This is a genomic window from Nostoc sp. NMS8 (assembly GCF_017115045.1).
In the GTDB taxonomy this organism is placed as follows: Bacteria; Cyanobacteriota; Cyanobacteriia; order Cyanobacteriales; family Nostocaceae; genus Nostoc.
The window spans coordinates 68,412-90,541 of sequence record NZ_JABXKK010000040.1 but is presented as its reverse complement, the minus strand read 5'-3'; the positions used below and the strand labels follow the sequence as shown (position 1 = coordinate 90,541).

The window sequence follows — 22,130 nt, the reverse complement described above, 5'->3', positions numbered from 1 at the left end:
TTACTCTCTCAGTTAATTTTTCTTAAAAACCGTTCGAGGTCTTGTTGACTTAGTTCTGCTTCTGGAAAGTCAGAAGGTGTATATACTCTGACTTCAGGAGATTGACAATGAGTCACGAGTACTTGCAATGCTTTTAAGAACTCTTGCGCTAATCGTTCAATAGTGCTTCGTTGATGTATTTTTTCGCTGTAAGTCCAATCTATTCTCAACTGGTTATCAATTACCAAAGCGTCGATACTTAGCATATAACTCTCCCGATTCCGCGAACTGCGCGTTTGTCCTTGGGAGTCTTGAGAGATTTTAAATATTGATGAGTCTGAAAATGTTTGATCGAACTGACCTAAGTAATTAAAGACCACTTCAGCTTGTGGAAGCGATCGCAATAACTTAACTCTCGCAATATCCTGACTAAGGTAACGTAGGACACCATAGCCTATTCCCTTATTTGGAATACTCCGTAGTTGCTCTTTTATCGCTTTCAAAGCCTCTACGGGATGAGATGTTTTTCCTAAACCTAACAATACAGGAAAAACAGAGGTAAACCAACCGACTGTACGCGACAAATCAACATCATCGAAAATTTCTTCCCGCCCATGACCTTCAAGAGCTAGTAATAGAGAATTATTGCCAGTCCATTGAGAAAAAGCTTGTACTAGTGCCGTGAGCAAGACATCATTTATTTGTGTATTATAAACTTTTGGTACTTCTTTTAGCAAGGCTTGAGTCTGTTCTACAGTCAGACAAATTGAGATATTTAGAGTCGAAGCTACTGTATTGTCGCCGTCAGAAAAATCTACTGGTAAAGGAGCAATGTTTTGCCAAGACTCTCTCAGCCAATAGTCCCATTCTTGTTGGAAGGTAGCTGATTGTGCATATTCCTCTAGACATTTAGACCAGTATTTAAAGGAAGTTGTTTTGGCTGGTAATTCTATCTTTTTGCCTTGGTTCATCATCTGGTATGTTGTGTCCAAGTCTTCCAGTAAAATCCGCCAAGAAACGCCATCTACAGCTAGATGGTGAATAAGGATTAGCAGACGATTTGATCCCCGCCCTAAGTTGAATAGAGCAACTCGCATCAATGGGCCTGTTGAGAGGTTAAGACTGGCTTGTAATTTGGTAGCTGCTGTTTCAATGGCTAGTTTTTGTTCGCCTGCTGATAATGCAGAGAAATCAAAATTTATTAAAGGTAATTCTGCATCAGGGCTAGCTATAATCTGCTGGTAGCCAAACTCTGTTTCCTCAAAACGTAAGCGAAGAACATCATGATGTACCAGTAATTGCTGTACAGATTTTTCTAATAAAGCTAGGTCAATAAGTTGTTTAACTTCGAGTAAAACTGCTTGATTCCAGTGGTGGGGTTCAAGTAAATTCTGTTCAAAAAACCAGGATTGTATTGGTGTAAGAGAGACTAAACCTGTGATGAGTTCTTGTTCGGCTTGGTTTATATTTTTTGTAACTGCCACACTTGCCAAACCAACAACTGTTTGATGTTGAAATAACTGCTTAACTGTAAGTTTTAGACCGGCTTGGTTGGCTCTAGTGATAACTACAATGGCCAGAATAGAATCTCCACCTAATTCAAAAAAGTTATCGAAAATACCTACTTTATCCACACCAAGCACGCCTGCCCAAATTTCAGCCAGTTTGGCTTCTAAGAAATTGCGAGGTGCTACTAGCTCTTGGTCTTCAGGTCTTGCTGTATCAGGAGCTTTGAGCGCCTTACGGTCAATCTTGCCATTAGGAGTTAATGGTAGTGCCTCCAAAAAGACAAAAGCAGTTGGCACCATATAGTTTGGTAACTTTGCCTCTAAAAAATCGCGCAGTTGAGAAATAGTTAGTCTTTCCTCTGAATTCGGAACGACATAAGCAATTATTCGTTGAGAATCAGTTTCGGAAGAATCAACCGTAACAACAGCCTCTCGAACTTCAGGATGTTCAATAATCAGTGCTTCAATTTCTAAGAGTTCAATACGGAAACCACGTACTTTTACTTGATAATCAATGCGCCCAATGTACTCAATCTCTCCATTTGCTAAATAGCGGGCTAAATCCCCAGTTTGATATAACCGTTCTCCTGGTAACTGTGTGTAAGGATTGGGAATAAATCGTTCAGCAGTCAGTTCTGGTTTGTTGAGATAACCACGCGATAAACCTGCACCACCAATATACAACATCCCAGTTACACCCACAGGAACAGGTTGTAAATTTTGATCTAACAAATAAATCTGCGTGTTGTGAATCGGGCGACCAATCGGTGGAATATTGCTAGTATCTTTGTCTAGAAGGGCAAATGTTGAATAAGTTGTATCTTCAGAAGGTCCATAGAGGTTAAATACCTGTTGTATATTCTCTTGCTGATAAAGTTGTTGTACAAGATGATGATGAAGTGGTTCACCTGCCACATTGATTGTCTGCACTGAAGCCGGAATACTATCAGTTCTTAATAACTGTGAAATCACACTTGGGACAGTATTTATTAAGGTTACATTTTGGGCTGTTGGCAAAGTTGATAAATATAAGGCGTTCTCGATTAGAATCACCTTGCCACCGCAACACAGAGGAATAAATAGCTCGAATACTGAAAGGTCGAAGCAAATAGAGGTTGATGCTAAAACTCCTTGCAAAGCTTCGATTGCAAAGGTTTGCTTTGCCCAATCCAACATTGCAACTGTGCTTGCGTGTTTAATCATTACACCTTTTGGTTTACCTGTTGAACCAGAGGTATAGATGATATAAGCGAGGTTGTCGGGGGTTATTTCAGAGATGACATTTTTCTGGCTTTGTTGGGCGATGAGATGCCAATCGGTATCTAAGCAGATGACTTGAGCTTTGTGTTGGGGTATTGTTTCTCGCAGTGAAGATTGAGTGAGTAATACTGGTGCTTGAGTGTCTTCTAGTATAAATGCGATGCGTTCTTGGGGATAGTTGGGGTCTATTGGTATGTATGCGCCACCTGCTTTTAGGATGGCTAATAGTCCAATGACCATCGAAAGCGATGCCTCCGGCAACGTCTCCGACGAACGCTCTACACAAATCCCGACTAATACTTCTGATTTTACTCCCAATGAACGCAAATAATGCGCTAGTAGATTTGCTCGGTTGTTCAACTCGCGGTAGGTTAACTGTTGGTTTTCAAAGATGACTGCAACAGCATCAGGTGTAAGTTCTACCTGTCCCTCAAACAATTGATGGATACATTGTTGTTGAGGATAATCAACTTCTGTATTATTCCACTCCCACACCAATTGATGCCGTTCAGATTCACTTAACAGTGGTAACTCCGACAAACGCTGCTGCGGATTAGCAACAATTCCTTCAAGCAACGTTTGCAAATGACTCGCCATCTGATGTATTGTATTGTCCTCAAATAAATCAGTATTATATTCTATACTTCCAAGTAACCCCTCCTCTATTTCTGTGATTTGTAGATTTAAATCAAACTTGGCGCTATCACTATTGCTTTCTAACGGGGTTAAAGTCAAACCAGACAATTCTAACGCAGACATTGGTGCATTCTGAAGCACAAACATCACTTGAAATAATGGTGTATGACTTAAGTCTCGCTGTGGTTGCAACTGCTCAACTAACAATTCAAAAGGCAAATCCTGATGAGTGTATGCTCCTAATGCGACTTCCCGCACCCTCTTTAGTAGTTCTTCAAAACTGGGATTTCCTGCTAAGTTAGTTCTCAATACCAGGGTATTGACAAAAAATCCAATTAATCGTTCTATCTCTATTCGGTTACGGTTAGCGATAGGCGAGCCGACCACAATATCTTCGCTACCCGTATAACGCCATAGCAGTGTTTGAAAACCTGCCAACAGGGTCATAAATAAAGTGCTTCCCTGCTGCTGACTTAATTTATTTAAGGATGCAGATAATTCTGGAGATAACTTAAATGAGTAGGTCGCACCCCGGAAAGTCTGAATTGCTGGCCTTGGATAATCTGTGGGTAACTCTAATATTTTTGGTGCGTTCTCTAAGTGCTTAAGCCAATAAGATATTTGAGTTTCGAGTACTTCTCCTTGCAGCCATTGTCGTTGCCAAGCCGCGAAGTCTACATACTGTATTGCAAGTTCAGATAATGGTGAAGGTTGCCCGTTACAGAAGGATTGATAAAGTGTTGCCAACTCCTGTACTAGTACGCTGATTGACCAACCATCAGAGACTATATGGTGCATTGTCAGTAACACAATATGTTCTTGCTCACCAAGACGTAATAGTTTTACTCTCAGTAGATGGTCTTTGCTGATATCAAAAGATTGTTGTGCCTCTTGTGCCGCTTCTTGTTTAATTTCGGCTTCTTGTTGATTTGAAGGTAACTTGCTAATATCAAATATTTGTAATGTTAAAGGTTTTTCTTCAGAGATGATAGCTACTGGTTGCCCTTCTCTGGTTTGAAAATTGGTTCGCAGTACTTCATGACGACTAATGATTTCGTTAAAACTTTGTTGTAGTGCTTCTACATTTAACTGTCCTTCGAGGCGAACAGCAGCAGGAGTATTGTAGAATGGGCTGTCTGGTTCTAATTGAGCTAAGAACCACAGTCGTTGTTGAGCAAATGATAGCGGTAATTGGTGCGATCGCACAATCCGCTCAATATTTGTAGCTTCAGCTCCTGAGTCTACCTTAATCGCTTTTTCAATTTCTTTTGCTAGCTCTGCGATTGTTGGTTTTTCAAATAAATAAGGTAAAGGAAGCTCTACTTTAAATACTTGCCGGATTTGGGACATTACGCGAGTGGCCATTAAGGAATGTCCTCCCAAAGTAAAGAAATTATTATTAATACCTACTTTGTCTAAACCAAGTACTTCTGTCCAAATACTTGCTAGTAAATTCTCAATTAGTGTGGAGGGAGGGACTATATTAGATGATGATACATCTGTTTCTTCTGGTGCAGGAAGGGCCTTCCGGTCAACCTTACCATTAGATGTTAGTGGTAGTGCTTCTAGGATTACAAAAGCAGATGGCAGCATATAACTTGGTAACTTTGACTCTAAAAAGCTACGTAGTTCAGGAATTGCCAGCGTTTGGTTTTTTTGAATAACTATATATGCAATTATACGTTGATAATTTACCGATTCTTCACTGACTATAACTACAGTTTCTCGTACTACGGGGTGTTGACTTATAACCGCTTCAATTTCTCCCAATTCAATGCGGAACCCGCGAATTTTTATTTGGTTGTCAATTCTACTGATATATTCAATATCTCCACTTGGTAAATAGCGGGTTATATCACCTGTTTTGTAAAGGCGATCGCCCTCTTTATTACTGAAGGGATTGGGGATAAATTTAAGGGCTGTTAATTCAGCTTGATTTAGATAACCTCTAGCTAATCCAAATCCGCCAATGTGCAGTTCACCGGGTACACCCTTTGGAACTGGTTGCAAATATTCGTCTAAAATATACAACTGGGTATTAGCGATCGCTTTCCCAATGGGTATGGAACCTGTATAATGTTTCCCAACTGGAACCTGATAAACACAACAGCCTACCACCGTCTCTGTAGGGCCATATTCGTTTACCAATATTGTCTCTGGAGCCACATCTTGCCAGAAGGTGAGGCTTTGGGCTAATAAATTTTCCCCGCCGATAATAAAAGCTCTAGTTTTATTTGCGATTTCTTCTTTAGATAACTGTTGCTTCAGTAAATCCAAGTGAGCGGGGGTAATTTTCACCAAACTTAAATTCGAGCTTTTCTTTAAAGCTTGAGAAAGGGTTTCAATACCTTGTTCTTCTGATAGTAATTCTACTGTACGACCAACTAATAAAGGTGAAAAAATACTAGTGATTGTTAAGTCAAAACCTAAAGGTGAGTGAACTAAAGTTCCGACTCCTTCTTGCACTAGATATGTTTGGGTACACCAACTTAAGTAGTTAACCAATCCTTGATGGGTAATTAGAGTTCCTTTGGGTTTACCAGTGGAACCGGAGGTGTAAATAACATAAGCTAAATTTAATTCGCTTGTTGTAGTAATTGGATTTGTAATTTCTTGTTGGTTTATAGCTTGCCAATCACTATCTATACAAATTACTTGAATTTCATTGGTAGCCAAATCTGTGATTAAATGCCGTTGAGTCAGCAGCACTGGCATTTGAGAATCGTTGAGGATAAAAGTTTTTCTTTCTAAGGGATAGCTAGGATCAATTGGTACATAAGCACCACCAGCTTTTAAGATAGCTAAAAGTCCAATCAGCATTAAAGGCGATCGCTCTACACAAAGTCCTACCGTCACATCTGGTTTCACACCTAATTGTTGTAGGTAATGAGCTAGCTGGTTAGCACGAGTGTTTAATTCTCGATAGGTAAGTCGCTGATTTGTATAAACAATAGCAATGTTATCTGGTGTGCGATCGCACTGCTGTTCAAACCAATGGTGAATACATTCGTATTGTAGCTCTGCTGTTTTAGTGTTGTTGAATGTAACTAAGAGTTCTTGCCGTTCTTGTTCGCTGAGAATATCTAATCGTGATATCGCTGTAGAGGGATTGTTAATAACACTTATTAACAAAGTTTCCCATTCATTAACCAAACGTTGAATATCTTCTTTATGGAAAAGTTTTGCATCATAGTGAAATTCTAATTTAACACCATTTTGTGTATGTACACAAGAAAGTTTAAGTTTAAATCGGTCAAAGCAGACGTAATGTTGATGAATTGAAAATGATACTTCAGGGGTATAATAATTAGTTGCTATTTCCTCAAAATCAAAACAAAATGGCAAAAATGACTCTTCTATATCATCTGCATTTGTTTTAGAAAACACGTCCCAACTAAAGCTATCCTGCCATTCAAGTATTTCATCTGTTAAGGTGTTAACCTGTATTAAGACATCACTAAATGTATCATTTTCTTTTAGATTACAAACAAGTGGTAAATATTTTGCGAATAAACCTAATGCTGCTTTTAATTCTTCATAATTTCGACCATCACAACCTAAACCTATAATTAAATTTGATTGCCCAGTAAGACGGCAAAGTATAATTTGCCAGCAAGTAAGGAAAAAAGTATCTATTGAAATTTGATATTTTTGGACAATTTCTTCAATTTTAATTAGTAAATCGTTGTTAATTGCTAACTTAATAAATTGAGGTTCAAATTCCGATTTTTTAGAAAGACAATTTTCAAAAGGAAGCTTTAAGGTATCTAAAGTCGAAAAATCTACTTGCTGCCAGTAATTTTTACTTGTTGTAGTCTCCTCTGCCTCAAGTAATTCATTTTGCCATGTAGCGATATCCGCATACTGTAGTGGTTCTTCATCTAGTTCTGTATTTTGCAAACATGCAGCGTAATACTGGCTAATTTCATTAACTAGATTTTTCAATGATTTAGAGTCTGCACAAAGAGATGGCACGTTTATAACTAAAACATATTTTCTTGATGAACATTTTACCAATTCGACTTTTAATAATTGCCCTTCCTGTAAATTGATAGACTGTTCCCTTCTTTTTTCTAAAAGTGCTTCTATTTTTTCCTCTTGATAAGAATTGTTTTCTAAAAAGTACTCAGATAAAAATACATTAATACTACTTTTTATCACCTGAATAGGTATTTTCAACCCACGCGGGCGATGGAAATTTGTATGGAGAATTTCATTTCTAGCAATAACTTTGTTTAACGCTTCTTCCAGTATATTTACTTCTACATTTCCTTCAATAAGGATAGCGCATTGAGATATATACAAATTACTACCCTGTTGTAGTAACCAAAGATGCTTTTGCTGAGGAGATAGTGGAAAACCTTGAATTGTCTCTTGCATGTTAAATGTTTAACCCCAATTTAAAGGTTACTAAAACTCATAAGTTCGCTCATCGCAACAAATAACTTGCGTTCTCCCACATAAGGATTGCGTGCATGAGCAGTTAACACATTGTCCAGTAATAATATGTCGCCTTGTTCCCAAGGAAAACATATTTCTAATCTCTGATATACCGCACAGATATCAAGCATTGTAGAGTCTTCAATAGGAGTACCATCTCCATAAAAGCAATTTCGCGGCAAATCTTCTTCCTTGAAAGATGAAATTAGCGACTCACGGGTTTGTGCATCTAAACAAGCTAAATGCCAATGTTGCGCTTGATTAAACCAAGAAAATTCACCTGTTTGAGGATGCTTGATTACACCTGGACGAATAGAAATAGTTCTTAATCCACCATCCTTTTTCCATTCAAAATCAATTAAATTATTTTGACAAAGCTTTTCTACATCAGCTTTACTTTGAGTTTGAAAAACCGTTTGCCAGTCCAACCCTAATACGTTTCCATAATTACGAACATACATAACTTGCTTTTCAACAAACTTTTCCCTAATCTTAGGTTCAATAAGTTGAAATACCCCACGACTATCAACGATTGGGGTTTCTCCCCCTTGCTGTGCAGGTTGACAACAGCCGAACAAAATTTTTACAGGCCAGCGATGATTAAAAGAATTCTCGTTATGCCACAACAATTTGCTTTCAGCAGGGTAAAAGACTGGAGTATAAACTTTACCACTTAACGTTTTGCGAGGGTGTTCACCATTTTCATTGAATAGTTCTGAGCAAACTGCTAGACCAAATCTTTCAAATGCGGCTGCTGTAGTAATACTAAATCCTTTGAAAAAGATAGCACCATATTTAATTAAATTCGTATCAATAAATTCCCGATTTGTCTCCGCCCAATCTGCGATATCTATATCAGGTACGCATGGTTTTATAACTAACGGTAGAGTTTGGTCATCCCCAAAATTATCTATTTTGATTAGTTCTGTTTGTAAATTGATAGATTTTCTACCAATTTTAGGAAATTTATGGTGAAGATTAGAGTTAGTTGTTTTTACCTGTTTCATTTCTTTAATCAACTTCAGCTACAATTCAATTATCTTTCGTTTAACTCTGCTTAACTTTTGCTTATATTCTTCTTTTCGTTTTCGTTCTTCACTCAAGTGATATTCTTTATCTAAGTTAATTAAAATTTCTTTTAGCTGATTTAATTGAATATTAGGTTCTATAATAACCCGAGATAAAATTATTTCAAAATTTTTTATTAATCTGCTAATACTAATAATATCAAATAAATCTTTATTATATTTAAATAACCCAACTATTCCTAACTCTGTCTCAGTTATTTCTAGAAGAAGATCAAACCTTGCTACCGTATTTTCTAATAAATCTAAACGAGTGAAAGTTAAATCTGAAATTTCTAAAGTATCTGTAGGAGTACTGGGAAGGATAAACTTGACTTGAAATATAGGAGTTTGGTTTAATCCTCTTTGAGGATTAAGAACGCTAACTAATTTCTCAAATGGTAAATCTTGGTGAGCATAAGATTCGAGGCAAACTTTACGTACTTGCTGTAAAAAATCGCTAAAGCTTTGATTGTCAAATAGAGAAGCACGCAACACTAATTGATTAACAAAAAAACCAATTAAATTCTCTATTTCAATTAGATTACGGTTTGCAATATCAGTACCAATAACAATATCTTTTTCACCTGTATAACAGTATAGTAAAACCTTAAATGCTCCGAGTAGAGTCATAAATAATGTTGTTCCCAGACTATCACCTAAATTCTTAATTTCTTGGGATAATGTCTTAGAAATCATCAACGTTTCCCTCCCCTCCTGAGAGGTTTTATTTTTTAATAGTTGGCGACTTGTAGGTAATTTTAAAACTGGTAAATTATCTCCCAATTGCTTTTTCCAGTATGTAAGTAAGGTGTCAAGTACCTCACCCTGTAGCCAATTTTGTTGCCAGCGAGCAAAATCTGCATACTGAATATTAATGTCCATAAGTGGTGAGGGCTTACTACGAGAAAAAGCTTCATAAAGTGCTGACAATTCTCGGAGAAACACTCCTTGTGACCAACCGTCAACGATAATATGATGTATCGTTAGCAACAGTACATATTCCCTAGTTTTCAACTGTAAAAGAGTCAAGCGTAATAAGGGAACCTGTGCTAAATCAAATGGTTGTTGGTAATTTTCTAGTCTTAACCTTTGGATTTCTGCTTCATGTTCAGTATTCGGTAAATTTTGTAAATCTATTATTGGTAAGGGTATCTTTAAAGCAGGAGCAATAATTTGAACTGGTTGTCCATTGACAATTTGGAAACTGGTTCGCCAAATCTCATGTCTTCGTACTATTTCATTAATGCTTTGCTTTAAAGCTTTGATATTGAGTGAGCCTTGTAGTAATATTGCGCCATGATCGTTATAAGTATATGAATTTGGCTCTAATTGATGCAGAAACCACAATCTCTGCTGGGCAAAAGATAGGGGTAATTCTAAATCTCGTGAAACTCGTTCAATTTGTTGAGTATCAGGCTTGTGCTTACCCTGTAAACGCTTTTCTAAAATTGCTTGTTTAGCAGGTGAGAGCTTAGAACGTCGTTTAATAATTTCATCTGCTTTGCTATCCATAATCTCATCCTTATAATTAAGTAATTACTTGGAATTTTACATAAGAAGGTACAGGCTGAATCCTACTTAAATCATTTTCTAAAATAACTGAATCGTTATTATTAGCAGTTTCTTTAAACCCGGCAAACTTATAAGATATATACATCATTCTGTTGCGCTCGTTTGGTACAAACTCTGCCACAAGACGGACATTATTACTTTTAGCCATACTCATAATATGATTCATCATTATTGTCCCAACTCCTCTAGACATGACGCGACAAGACATTAGCAACAGCTTTATTGTCCATGAATTAGGCTGACATTCGATTAGAACTAAACCTATCTTCCCATAGCTACCATACTTATCTTCCAGACTTGCAATCAGCAGTTTATGGTTGTCTGATTGCCGAAAATGATTGAGTTCATCGTAAGAGTAGGTATAACCAGTTGTATTTAATTGGTTAGTTCGTAGCGTTAACTCTTCTGCCCGCTGCAAGTCTTCTTCTTTGGCGGAGGAGATAGTAAAATTCATATTGAGAGTAGCTAAAAATTCGTCTGCTGTGCCAACAAATTCTTTCTCCGCATTTTGACGCTCAATATCACTAATATACATCAATCTTCTAATTTGTGAATCTTCCGTAATAAACCGAGGATTCATGACAGGCATATCTAAAATATTTCCTATCTTATCTGCATTTATACACAGGATTTCTGGCAAAGAAAATTTCACTTCTTCTAGTTCAAATAATTGGTCATCAATGAATGCGATCGCATTCATTCCAATATTAAGTATATTAGCAATTTCTTTGAGAGAAGCAGCCTTAGAATTCCAATTTATTTGTGGATATAAAAAATACTCTTTTAACCCAAATTCTTCTAGTTTACCTATTGCTATAGCACGCTCATTCTTACTAGCTATAGATTGTATAATACCACGGCTATCTAAAGTATGAATAATATCTACTATATTTTTTCTTAGAGAAACTTTCTCATCTTCTAGCAAAACTCCATGCCAGATGGTATTATCTAAATCCCAAACGACACATTTAATAACTTTTTTATCTTTTTGTTTACTATTTACTTCTTGTTCTTGAGTACTAATCATATATTAAATTCTCTCTGCTAATTTCTTTTCCAAGCCAGTAGCAACATTTGCCAAAAAATAATCTTGATAACCTGAGTCAGCGATAGTAATTTCTTGAATTTGAGTACTACCTTCAATGATTTCCATAATTTTAGAGTCTCGTAAATACCTTTCCACTGGGTATTCATTACTACAACCATTGCCCCCATGAATTTGTACGGCATCATTTGCTATTTTCGTAGCGACTGTGGATGCAAAGTACTTAGCGATAGAAGTCTCTATAATTGAGTTGGGGTCACTAATATCTTTGAGATAACCAGCTTGATAACACAGCAGTCTTGCTGCTTTCACGTTAGTTATCATCTGACTAATCATTTGGCGGATTAATTGATGTTCTTTGAGATAAACACCAAACTGTTTTCGTTCACTTGTGTATTTGATACAAGCTTCCAAACAAGCTTGAGCAATACCTACACAACCTGAAGCCACACTATATCTACCATAATCAAGTGCAGTAGCAGCAATATAGGAAAATCCAAAACCTAATTTACCTACTAAATTTTCTAAAGAAACCTGACAGTTATTAAAGTGCAATTCTGCTGACATTGAAGCCCTAACACCTAAAAGCCCAGACATTGGTTTTACTGATAGTCCAGGACTATTTTTTTCAACTAAAAAAGCAGTGGGTTTACCCTCACATTTAGCAAAGACTAAAAATATATCTGCTATTTGCCCGTAAGTAATCCATTTTTTTTGCCCATTTAAGACATAAGCATCACCATCAAGTGTTGCTATTGTTTCTACACTTTTAGCATCGCTACCTACATTCGGTTCGCTTAACGCAAAAGCAGCAATAGTTTCACCAGATGCGAATTTAGGAAGCCAATAATGTTTTTGAGATTTATTACCCCATTTACACAAAGCATGAGCAACCATGTTGTGAACTGTCAACAAACTTCGGACAGAAGAACATCCCCGTCCAATTTCCTCGTTGAGAATGCCATAGGTAATCATGTCCATTCCTTGCCCGCCATATTCTTGGGGCAATATAGCACCGAGAAAACCACGTTGAGCTATTTTTTTAATTAATTCTGGCGGGGTAAATTCTTTCCTATCCCATTCGCCAGCATCAGGGCATATTTCCTGATTAACAAAAGCTCTATATTCAGCTTTAGCGTTTTTCTGTTGAGTAGAAAGTTCCAATTTCATAATACCATTTATGCCAGATAAAATAGCAATTTATATTTTATGACTGCACGAGAATAGCAGTTTTACGTGTAATTAAATTGGCGATAGAGTTGATTGTGCGGAAATTTTCAAATTCTAAGTCATCGTTTTCAATCGCAATCTGAAACTCTTGCTCTACAAATAAAACAAGTTGCATGGCGAACATAGAATTGACAAAACCTAGAGCAAAAATGTCTTCATCTGGTTGTAAATCATGATTGCCGAAAAATTTTGACAGAAAAGTTTTGATTTTAGCTTGAATTTCACTCATTAGTCTATTTATTGATATACGTAAAAACCTTTACCACTTTTTTTACCATGCAGCCCTGCATCCACCATTTTTTTGAGTAAAGGGCATGGTCTGTACTTGCTATCGTTAAAGTTTTCATACAAGACTTCGATAGAAAATAAAATTGTGTCTAGTCCAATTAAATCTGCTGTTTCTAAAGGGCCCATTTTGTGGCCAAAACAGCTTTTAAAGATTTTGTCCACATCTTCTGCTGTAGCAACTTGCTCCTGCAACAAAAAAACAGCCTCATTAATAGTTAACATCAACACACGGTTAGAAACAAAACCTGGTGAATCATTAACAATTATGCATTCTTTACCCATCTGAGTTAGCATTTGTTTTGCTGTCTCAATTGTTGCCTCAGAGGTATGATATCCACGAATCATCTCTACCATTGGCTTCATTGGTACAGGATTCATAAAGTGGATACCAACAATTTTATCAGCACGTTTGCTAACTGAAGCAATACGGGTAATGGGAATAGCTGATGTGTTAGCAGCAAATACGCAATCTGCTGGACAAATAGAATCGATTAAGGGATAAACCTCTCTTTTAATATCCCATTTTTCGGTAACATTTTCTACTAAAAAATCTACATTTTCTAGAAATTTATAGTTTGTAGAAAACTCAATTTTGTTGAGGACACTATCTGGAGTTTCTGTTTTGTCACTTTTTTGGAAAAAACCCTGAAAGCGGATATTATTCCTGATTTCCTGTTTAGCTTTATCTAGGATATCTTCAGAAATATCTACGAGTATTACTTGATGGCCAGTTTGAGCGAGGTTTTGGGCGACTCCTATTCCCATAACACCGGCTCCGACAACTCCAATAGCTTGAATTTTCATGATTAATATCCTGAACTAACTAACTTTTACTGTCTAGTTTGACAATTGCACATCAATTTTTTTGCTTTCTCAAATCAACTGTGCTTCATCTTCAGGCAATTGTTCTAACTCTTCTATGAAAATTTCTTCAACAACTAAGGCTAACTTAGCTATAGTTGGTTCATCGAAGAACCGTTTATAAGGCAGTTCTATATTGAGGGTTTTTCGGAGTCGAGAAATTACAATAGTGGCAAGTAAAGAATCGCCTCCCAACTCAAAAAAATTATCGTAAATTCCTATCTGTTCAATACTAAAAATTTCCTGCCAGATGTCAGCTAGAGTGCGCTCAATATCGCTACGTGGAGCGATGTATGTATTTTTCAAGTCGGGACGAGAATGAGTTTTTTTGACTCGACTAACCTTATTAGTTTCCTCTTCTAAGGAATTGAGAGTATCTTTTAGGTTAATCAAGTTACGATTAATCAGGTTATGAAAATTGCTTTTTGATACCACTATCTGAGGCATTGTGCTACAAAATAGAATACGCTCAAAGGCCTCCATACCCTCTTCAAGGGTTAATCCTGTCTCTTCAAGTTTTAATCCTGATACACGGTATAACTTTGTCTTAGCAATCCATTCTGGAGTATTCCATATATCCCAATTTATAGATTCAATAAACTTGCCATATTTAGATGCACTATAGTAAGCAAAGGCATCAAGAAAAGCATTTTTTGCAGTATATTCTATTAGCCCAATTCCGCCTATAACTGCTGCTTGTGATGAAGCCATGACAAAGAAATCTAACTCAGCATCTTTGAAAAGATTATTGAGTATTATTGTCCCGATTACTTTGGGTGTACAAACAACTCTTCCTATTTCTAATTTCTTTTGTGCAATTAATTCTTTTTTGTCTTCTAGAGCATTATGAATTACCCCGTTAATCTGACCAAATCGATTCTTTGCGTGATTAATTGCTGCTTCCATTTGTTCTCGATTGGTAACGTCAGCTTTCAGCACTAAAACTTCTGTACCCAACGCCTCAAGTTCTTGTAATTTCTGGATTTTACGGCTGATGCTATCTTCTTCGCCATAATCTGATAGCCATTGTAACCACTCATCTCGGTTAGGAAAACCTGAACGCCCTATCAGTATGAGTTTTGCTTGTACAGTCTTCGCTAGATATTCTGCATTAAAAAGACCAACTCCTCCTAATCCACCCGTAATCAGATAAACTCCCTTTACCCTTAATTGGGGTTTTGCTTCGACTACTTTATCCAAGCGGACGGGTTCAAAAGTCTGCACCCAGCGATAATTTCCACGATAGGCCACAACACGGTCAGACGACTGAATTGTGAATTCTGCTAGTAGCTGGTTTACAAGTTTTTCTTGTTGCCAGTTTTCTGTTGTAGGAATAACGATATCAATACTACGACAGGTGATATTCGGATACTCTTGCTGAATGACTTTACACGGCCCTAATACAAAAGCCTTGCCAGGGTCTAGCACTTCTGAGCCTGTTACTTCCTGCAAATTGTTTGACACAATTTCAATTTGCATAGGATTTGTTAGACTTTGCTGCTCTGCAAGTGCTTGTGCTAAAAATACCAGACTGTAAAAGCCTAGAGTTTCACATCTTTCAAGGGAATCAATTGTTAATTCTGTGTGACTGTTTGATGTAAGATTCCACAAATGTAAAATTTTGTTTGGAGTCAACTCCAATGCACTAAGTTCTTTGATTAAGGTATAGTAGTCATCCTGTCGTTGAGGATTTATGGTATATACACGTTGATCGGATACTATTTCACTACTAAATTGCTTTCCTATTCTGACGATAATTGCATTGTTACCCTCAAGGGTAAGTCGTTGCATGATTTGATCGCCCAAGCCGCACTCATCAATAAATATTAACCAACACCCTACCTGAGTTGCTTGAAGCTTTGAGTTAAAGGTCTGAGGCGGCATTAAGCGTTTCCAAGATGGCATATAAAACCAGTCGGAAATGTCTCGTTTTTCGTGTGATGAAACTTGAGATTTGTTTTCAGCATCTATTTGCTCAACGGTTACAGTAAATGCGGAAGCTGCGGGTAATGTTGTTGATGCGGAAGCTTGAGCGACGAAAACATATTGTCCAAAAGCATCAGTTTCAGAAAAAGCCGCTACCTCAACAAACCCATGATTACGTAGAGCTTCTTGCCATTGTTCTTTTGATAAAAAGGGATTACCTCTACTTCGTTGTTTATCCTCTAAGGGATTCATCAACAGACCATCAATCATATCGAAGTCTAATTGAGGTTGCGTTATCTCTTGGATTAATAACAGACCTTCAGGAGCCAATAAAGAACGTATATGCTCAAGAGTTTTTCCTATGTCCTGAGTCACATGCAGCACATTTACGGCTACTACTACATCAAAGCTATGGTTCTTGTACCCTTGCTCAGATGGAGGCTGCTCAATGTTTAGTAACTGATATTCAACAAATGGATAGGCGCTAAATTTCTTTTCAGCTTCGGTTAGGAAAAAACTGCCTACATCAGTAAAGGTGTAATTGGTTTGCTGGGATGGCAATATAGGTAGCAATTCCGCCGTGGTAATACCAGTTCCACCCCCAATTTCTAAGATTCTGAGATTTACCTCTGATGGTAATGACTTTATTACCGCCTCAAGACTCCCTTGGATAATGGCGTTATAGTAAACATCTGCGGGCAAGTTTTGCCGAGAAATTTTTCCTTCCTTGGCTAAGATAGCAGCATACAACTCTAATGGTTCTTTTTCACCAATCAGTATATCTGCTAGATTTTCACCATAGTTCTGGACAAGTTCTATCTGTTGAGGTGTATCAGCCCATCTAATTTTGAATTCTTTTACTAGACTATCAATAGAGTCTGCTGACAATGTCAGAAGGTTTGTAAAGAGTTCCCCATCTTGCTTTAAGTGGCCTCGCTCTGCCAAGACATCCAGCCAGCGACACAATAGTTGTCGGTAGCGAGGAACAATTTGACATTGCTCAAACAACTCCTCAAGAGAATACTTCTGTGATGAATTGTTGAATGCACCTAAGCGCTTTAAAGCAAGATTTATGTAAGCGGTACATAAATGTTCCAAGCACTGTTTGTTTACTAGATAAGTGTGATTGTCAAATTTAGAGATTCCTTCACTTGCTTGGAACTGACCAACTTTTACCAAAGATTTCCAAATTTCTAGTGCAGTTGGTTTTGGTTGGAGGTGTCTTTTTGTTAAAGGTGAAAGTTTTTCAGGTTCAATCCAGTAACGCTGTCGCTCAAAGGGATATGTTGGCAGGGCAAGACGATGACGATATTCGTTTGTGTAGAATTTTGACCAATCTATTTGTACTCCATACAACCAAAGTTTACCTAATGTGTTCAATAAGAATCTAACATCCGACTGTTTTTCTTGAGGATGCCGTAATGATGATAGTCCTGGGGAATCTAAATGCTTTTTAGTAAAGGTACATAAAGTGCGTCCTGGCCCAACTTCTAGTAAGATGCGATTTGGTTCTTGCAACAATGTATCAATGCCTGCTGCAAACCGCACTGTTTGACGTAAATGTTTTGCCCAGTAATTTGAATCTGTGGCTTGCTCTGCTGTAATCCAGGTTCCTGTGACATTAGAAACAAAGGGAATTTTTGGAGGATGTAATTTGACTTTGCTTACTTCCTTCTGAAATCCCTCTAATATGGGTTCCATCATTGGGGAATGAAAGGCATGGGAAGTATGGAGACGGCGGCAGTCTATACCTCGACCTTGGAGTTTGTTTTGAAAGGCATCTATAGCATCATGGGTTCCCGAAACCACACACAAGGCTGGTGCATTGCTGGCCGCGAGAGATAAATTTTCATCTAGTAAAGCTTTAACTTCTTCCTCTGGCAGTGGTACGGAGAGCATAGCACCAGATGGTAGTTGTTGCATCAATCGCCCACGAGCAGCCACCAGCCTTAAAGCATCTTCAACAGACATGACACCAGCTAAACAGGCGGCGACATATTCCCCGATGCTGTGCCCAATCATCGCCTGGGGAGAAATGCCCCATGACATCCACAACTGAGCTAAAGCATATTCTATGACGAACAATGCAGGTTGGGTGATGTCAGTTTGTTGGAGTTTTTCGGCTGCGGCTTTTGACTCAGATTCATTGGGATAAATCAGCGATCGCAGATCCAACCCCAAATGTGGTTGCAGCAATTGACAACACAAATCTACTTGTTCTTGAAAAATCGGTTCAGTTTGGTAAAGTTCTTTACCCATGTCCACATATTGAGCGCCTTGTCCAGGGAACATGAAGACGATGGAGCGATCGCCACTTTCAACTAAGCTAGTGAAAACTCTTTGCGGATCTTGTAACTGCAAGGCGCTAACTACATCCTCGACATCTTGGCACACCAGCAGGCGACGATGATTGAATTCAGCACGCCCCACTTGCAGGGTATAGGCGATATCCGCTAAGTTCGCATCGGGATGTAGTTGGAGGTGATTAGCTAGATTCTCTGTTGCAGTTTCTAGAGCAGATTCAGTTTTGGCAGAAAGTAGCAACAACTGCCAGGAACGCGAAGGGCTAGAAGATTGCAGCACTGGTGCTTCTTCTAGAATGACATGAGCATTAGTCCCACCAATACCCAAGGAACTCACACCAGCACGCCGGAGAGTACTTCCCGCCTTCCATTCTACTAACTTGGTATTAACGTGAAAGGGACTATTGGCAAAATCAATCTCAGGATTGGGTTCTTTAAAATTTAAGCTAGGTGGTATTTGCTGATGTTTTAGCGCTAAAACTGTTTTGATCAGTCCTACAATCCCGGCTGCTGCATCTAGATGACCGATGTTTGTTTTGACTGAACCGATCGCACAGAAGCCTTTTTTGTTGGTATTGCTACGAAAGACTTGCGAGAGTGCGGCAATTTCAATGGGATCGCCTAAAGTTGTACCAGTACCATGAGCTTCAATATAGTTGATTGTCTCAGGTTCAACTCCCGCCAGCATCATCGCTTCGGCAATCACCTCTGCTTGACCATTGACGCTAGGTGCTGTGTAGCCAACTTTACCAGAACCATCATTATTGATCGCTGAACCTTTAATTACGGCATGGATACAGTCACCATCTGCTAAAGCATCGCTTAATCGTTTGAGAAGGACAACTCCCACACCATTACCAATAGTTGTTCCCTGCGCTTTGGCATCAAAAGCACGACAATGACCATCAGGAGATAGTGTTCCTCCTGGTTCATGCAAATAACCTGTTTTCTGGGGTACGTGGATAGAAACCCCGCCAGCCAAAGCCATATCACATTGATAATTCAACAAACTCTGACAAGCAAGTGTTGTTGCAACTAATGAGGTGGAACAAGCTGTTTGAATCGTAATACTTGGGCCAGTAAGATTTAATTTGTAAGAAACACGAGTAGTTAGAAAATCTTTATCATTACCAATTACTGTTTGATAGCATTGCGCCGAGCCTATAGGATCGCGGTTTAAATCTAATGAATAATAGTTATTGAGGCTAGCACCAGCGTAAACTCCGATCCGACTGTCACATCTATTAGAATCATAGCCAGCATTTTCTAATGCTTCCCAAGCACACTCTAAAAAAATCCGGTGTTGTGGGTCAGTAATTTCTGCTTCTTTAGGATTAAAACTAAAAAATGCCGCGTCAAATAAATCGATATTTTCTAAGATGGCGCTGGCTTTTATATAATTGCGATCGCTTAGTATAACAGGGTCTATTCCATCAGATATTACCTCTTCATTTGTAAACAGGGAAATTGACTCTACCCCTGATTGTAAATTCTGCCAAAACTCTTGAATATTTTTAGCACCTGGAAACCGTCCTGCCATACCTATAATGGCTATTCCTTCTATTGAATCGTAATATTTTTTGCTATCCATATCAAATAATTATGTAAGTTTGTCTAACAATTTAATTGCTTTTAGTCTCAATCTAACCAATTTATCATTTTAAGCATTTATCAAGTTTTATTTTCACACTGAATTCTACCTACTCGTTCGACTGATGATTCTCTTTTAAAATTTCATAAAAATCAATACAATTTCTTCTTACTTCAATTTCATCTAAAATCTCACCAATAGACTGACTTATTGAATTTTTATCACTAAGCTTAATTTCTATCCAATTTAAAATTCCCAAAAAAACACCTGGATGAACTAAAGATATTTGAGACTGTTGTGTTATTTCATACTCTTGTATCAGCATTGGGTATTTATTTAAACAATCTTTTTTAACAAAAAGAAAAATGTTTTGAGCATAGTAAGCTTCTATCTTTTCTTTATTCCATAGTTTTTTTCTCAAACAATCAACAACAACATATCCATTTTTTTTGAAAATTTTTACCCAGTATTCAGGCCATTGTTCATTGAAATGACCAATTCCACCTTGAAACGGGATGGCAGCAGAAAACATAATCACAGATCCCAGACTAGTAAGAGAATTGATAAATATTTCAGCGTACTCATTGGGCAAATGCTCCGCTACTTCCAAGGAAACGACTAGATCAAATTTTTGATTTAATTGCAGAGGTTGCTTCAAATCATGACTTAAGAAATCTGTCGTTTGAATCATTCTAATATCTGGACTTACATATTCACCATCAATGCCTAGAATTTGTTGGATGCCAAACTCTTTAAAAACAGATAACCAGACACCGTTGCCACAACCAACGTCAACTACGCTTTTAGGCTGAATTAAATCTAGGATCAAAGGAACGATTTCTCTAGCAGATTGTTCAACGCCTTCTTGAAGATTACTGAAAAAGTTTTTGTCGTAAAGTTGTTCTTCTATCATTTTAAGTTTTGCTCTAGAAAATAATTATTGTTTTAATCTGAATATCAAACCGATAAGATAAGTAATCACACAGAATTATTTACACACGAGGTTTAAGTCTGGATAAGGGTTTTATCCCGAAATTTTGTTTGAGTACTTAAAATTTTTTAATTTTAACCAGAATAATCAAACTTGAAGGCTTGTATATTTATCTAAATGTTGATGAAAAGCTTCAATTGCTTGTTGCACACCATCTTCTTTTTTGATTTTATTACTAACTTCAATTAGGCGAGTTTGCATTGCCTGATCGTTAATAGCACTTTGAATTACTGCCGCTAATTTTTGAGCAGACAATTCATCTTCATCCTGTAGTATAAAATCAATACCTAAACCTGACTGTGCAAGTTGAGTTGTCCAAAATTCTTGATCAGTTAAGAAAAGAAATGGAATAGCAATCGAAGGAATTCCAGCGCGTAAACTACTCATAATTGTTCCCAAACCACCATGATGTACTACTACTGCCATTTTTGAAAATAACCATTCATGAGGTATCAAACCATCTATAAAAAATAATTTGTCTGTGAATTCAGCATCCTTTGCTTCATCAGCATCTGAACTATGCACAATTATTCGGCGTCCAGTTAGTGCTGAAATTTCTAGTAAAACTTCTTTTGTAAATTGATGATGATTATTGTCCCAAATCTTACTTATATATATTGGCGGCAGTCCTTTAGATAAAAAATTTCTTAGGTTTGTCGATGGTTGCCAATTCTCCGAAGTATCTAGAAACCAATAACTAGTTAAATGCACATATTCTTCCCATTCAGATGGTTTAGATATAAGAGGACTAAAACTATAGATGGTTGGTAATTTTTGCTGCTGTATCTTACGCAATAAGCCTGCGAGAACAGGAAGAGGTAGTAAATTCAAAGTTTCTTGTCGCCACTTATTAATTGTTGGTCGAATATGCAACCAAAAAATTAGGTCGAAAAGTGGATAGCTAAACCAATTATAAATATTTTTTAAAAACTTTAAACGAAAAGGAGGCATTATCCAGTTATGAAAATCTCGTGTTTGGTGGTGGGGTTGCATAGGAGCCATATAGCAAGGTATACCTAATTTTTCAGCAATGTAGTAACATGGATATGCAGGTGCATTAAATATAATAGCCTCTGCTTTCTGGCACGCCTGCCATAACTGAGCTAACATACTATTTTCAATTTTTAGATCATCTGATAAATAAGCTATTTCATTTAGAGTACGAATGTTAAAAATATTCTTTTTAAGTACATAGGTTTCAAAGTTTGGAAACTCCCAATTCATAGAAACAAATTCAATGCCAAAACTGTTGACAAATTCTATATGTTCCTCGGTTGTGGCAATTTGCACTTCGTGTCCAGCTTTTTTTAACCCTAAAGCTAAAGCAACATAAGGTCTAACATCACCATGTGAACCTCTTGTAGCCATTAGTATACGCATATATTTTTCCCTATTTTCTTATTTATGATTTTTTTACTATGCTTAAAATTTAT

The 22,130-nt window shown here is 37.4% G+C and carries 10 protein-coding genes; all 10 read right to left on the bottom strand.

Annotated elements, in window-relative coordinates; all coding sequences use genetic code 11:
• Nucleotides 1-8: 8 nt before the first annotated feature.
• The 10 genes from HWQ39_RS06485 to HWQ39_RS06435 all read right to left on the bottom strand — a co-directional run bounded on the left by HWQ39_RS06485 (nucleotide 9) and on the right by HWQ39_RS06435 (nucleotide 22,065).
• Nucleotides 9-7,763, bottom strand: a complete 7,755-nt coding sequence (locus tag HWQ39_RS06485; protein WP_292842773.1) for a non-ribosomal peptide synthetase — start codon at nucleotides 7,761-7,763, stop codon at nucleotides 9-11.
• 20 nt (nucleotides 7,764-7,783) lie between these two features.
• Nucleotides 7,784-8,830, bottom strand: a complete 1,047-nt coding sequence (locus HWQ39_RS06480; RefSeq protein ID WP_292842771.1) for a TauD/TfdA family dioxygenase — start codon at nucleotides 8,828-8,830, stop codon at nucleotides 7,784-7,786.
• 18 nt (nucleotides 8,831-8,848) lie between these two features.
• Entirely contained in the window at nucleotides 8,849-10,402 is a 1,554-nt protein-coding gene (locus HWQ39_RS06475; RefSeq protein WP_292842769.1) for a condensation domain-containing protein, read from the bottom strand.
• Between the two features lie 16 nt (nucleotides 10,403-10,418).
• Entirely contained in the window at nucleotides 10,419-11,489 is a 1,071-nt protein-coding gene (locus HWQ39_RS06470; RefSeq protein ID WP_292842767.1) for an HAD family hydrolase, read from the bottom strand.
• A gap of 3 nt (nucleotides 11,490-11,492) precedes the next feature.
• Nucleotides 11,493-12,677: an acyl-CoA dehydrogenase family protein gene (locus tag HWQ39_RS06465; RefSeq protein ID WP_292842765.1), complete on the bottom strand. Its 1,185-nt coding sequence runs from the start codon at nucleotides 12,675-12,677 to the stop codon at nucleotides 11,493-11,495.
• A gap of 37 nt (nucleotides 12,678-12,714) precedes the next feature.
• Nucleotides 12,715-12,966 carry an acyl carrier protein gene (locus tag HWQ39_RS06460; protein ID WP_292842763.1) on the bottom strand — a complete coding sequence of 84 codons (252 nt, stop codon included), beginning with the start codon at nucleotides 12,964-12,966 and terminating at the stop codon, nucleotides 12,715-12,717.
• A gap of 8 nt (nucleotides 12,967-12,974) precedes the next feature.
• The gene (locus HWQ39_RS06455) at nucleotides 12,975-13,829 is read right to left on the bottom strand and encodes a 3-hydroxyacyl-CoA dehydrogenase NAD-binding domain-containing protein (protein ID WP_292842761.1); all 855 of its coding nucleotides are present in this window, start codon (nucleotides 13,827-13,829) and stop codon (nucleotides 12,975-12,977) included.
• 69 nt (nucleotides 13,830-13,898) lie between these two features.
• On the bottom strand, nucleotides 13,899-19,706 hold the full coding sequence (locus HWQ39_RS34365) for an SDR family NAD(P)-dependent oxidoreductase (RefSeq protein WP_366932229.1): 5,808 nt from the start codon (nucleotides 19,704-19,706) through the stop codon (nucleotides 13,899-13,901).
• 109 nt (nucleotides 19,707-19,815) lie between these two features.
• Nucleotides 19,816-20,619 carry a class I SAM-dependent methyltransferase gene (locus HWQ39_RS06440; RefSeq protein ID WP_292842759.1) on the bottom strand — a complete coding sequence of 268 codons (804 nt, stop codon included), beginning with the start codon at nucleotides 20,617-20,619 and terminating at the stop codon, nucleotides 19,816-19,818.
• Between the two features lie 165 nt (nucleotides 20,620-20,784).
• Nucleotides 20,785-22,065, bottom strand: coding sequence for a glycosyltransferase (locus HWQ39_RS06435; RefSeq protein WP_292842757.1), 1,281 nt, complete (start codon nucleotides 22,063-22,065; stop codon nucleotides 20,785-20,787).
• Nucleotides 22,066-22,130: the final 65 nt, after the last annotated feature.

What these genes read in the sequence shown, in the direction of transcription:
- HWQ39_RS06485 (WP_292842773.1), bottom strand. Translation starts at nt 7,763, where the DNA reads ATGCAAGAGACAATTCAAGGTTTTCCACTATCTCCTCAGCAAAAGCAT.
- HWQ39_RS06480 (WP_292842771.1), bottom strand. Translation starts at nt 8,830, where the DNA reads ATGAAACAGGTAAAAACAACTAACTCTAATCTTCACCATAAATTTCCT.
- HWQ39_RS06475 (WP_292842769.1), bottom strand. Translation starts at nt 10,402, where the DNA reads ATGGATAGCAAAGCAGATGAAATTATTAAACGACGTTCTAAGCTCTCA.
- HWQ39_RS06470 (WP_292842767.1), bottom strand. Translation starts at nt 11,489, where the DNA reads ATGATTAGTACTCAAGAACAAGAAGTAAATAGTAAACAAAAAGATAAA.
- HWQ39_RS06465 (WP_292842765.1), bottom strand. Translation starts at nt 12,677, where the DNA reads ATGAAATTGGAACTTTCTACTCAACAGAAAAACGCTAAAGCTGAATAT.
- HWQ39_RS06460 (WP_292842763.1), bottom strand. Translation starts at nt 12,966, where the DNA reads ATGAGTGAAATTCAAGCTAAAATCAAAACTTTTCTGTCAAAATTTTTC.
- HWQ39_RS06455 (WP_292842761.1), bottom strand. Translation starts at nt 13,829, where the DNA reads ATGAAAATTCAAGCTATTGGAGTTGTCGGAGCCGGTGTTATGGGAATA.
- HWQ39_RS34365 (WP_366932229.1), bottom strand. Translation starts at nt 19,706, where the DNA reads ATGGATAGCAAAAAATATTACGATTCAATAGAAGGAATAGCCATTATA.
- HWQ39_RS06440 (WP_292842759.1), bottom strand. Translation starts at nt 20,619, where the DNA reads ATGATAGAAGAACAACTTTACGACAAAAACTTTTTCAGTAATCTTCAA.
- HWQ39_RS06435 (WP_292842757.1), bottom strand. Translation starts at nt 22,065, where the DNA reads ATGGCTACAAGAGGTTCACATGGTGATGTTAGACCTTATGTTGCTTTA.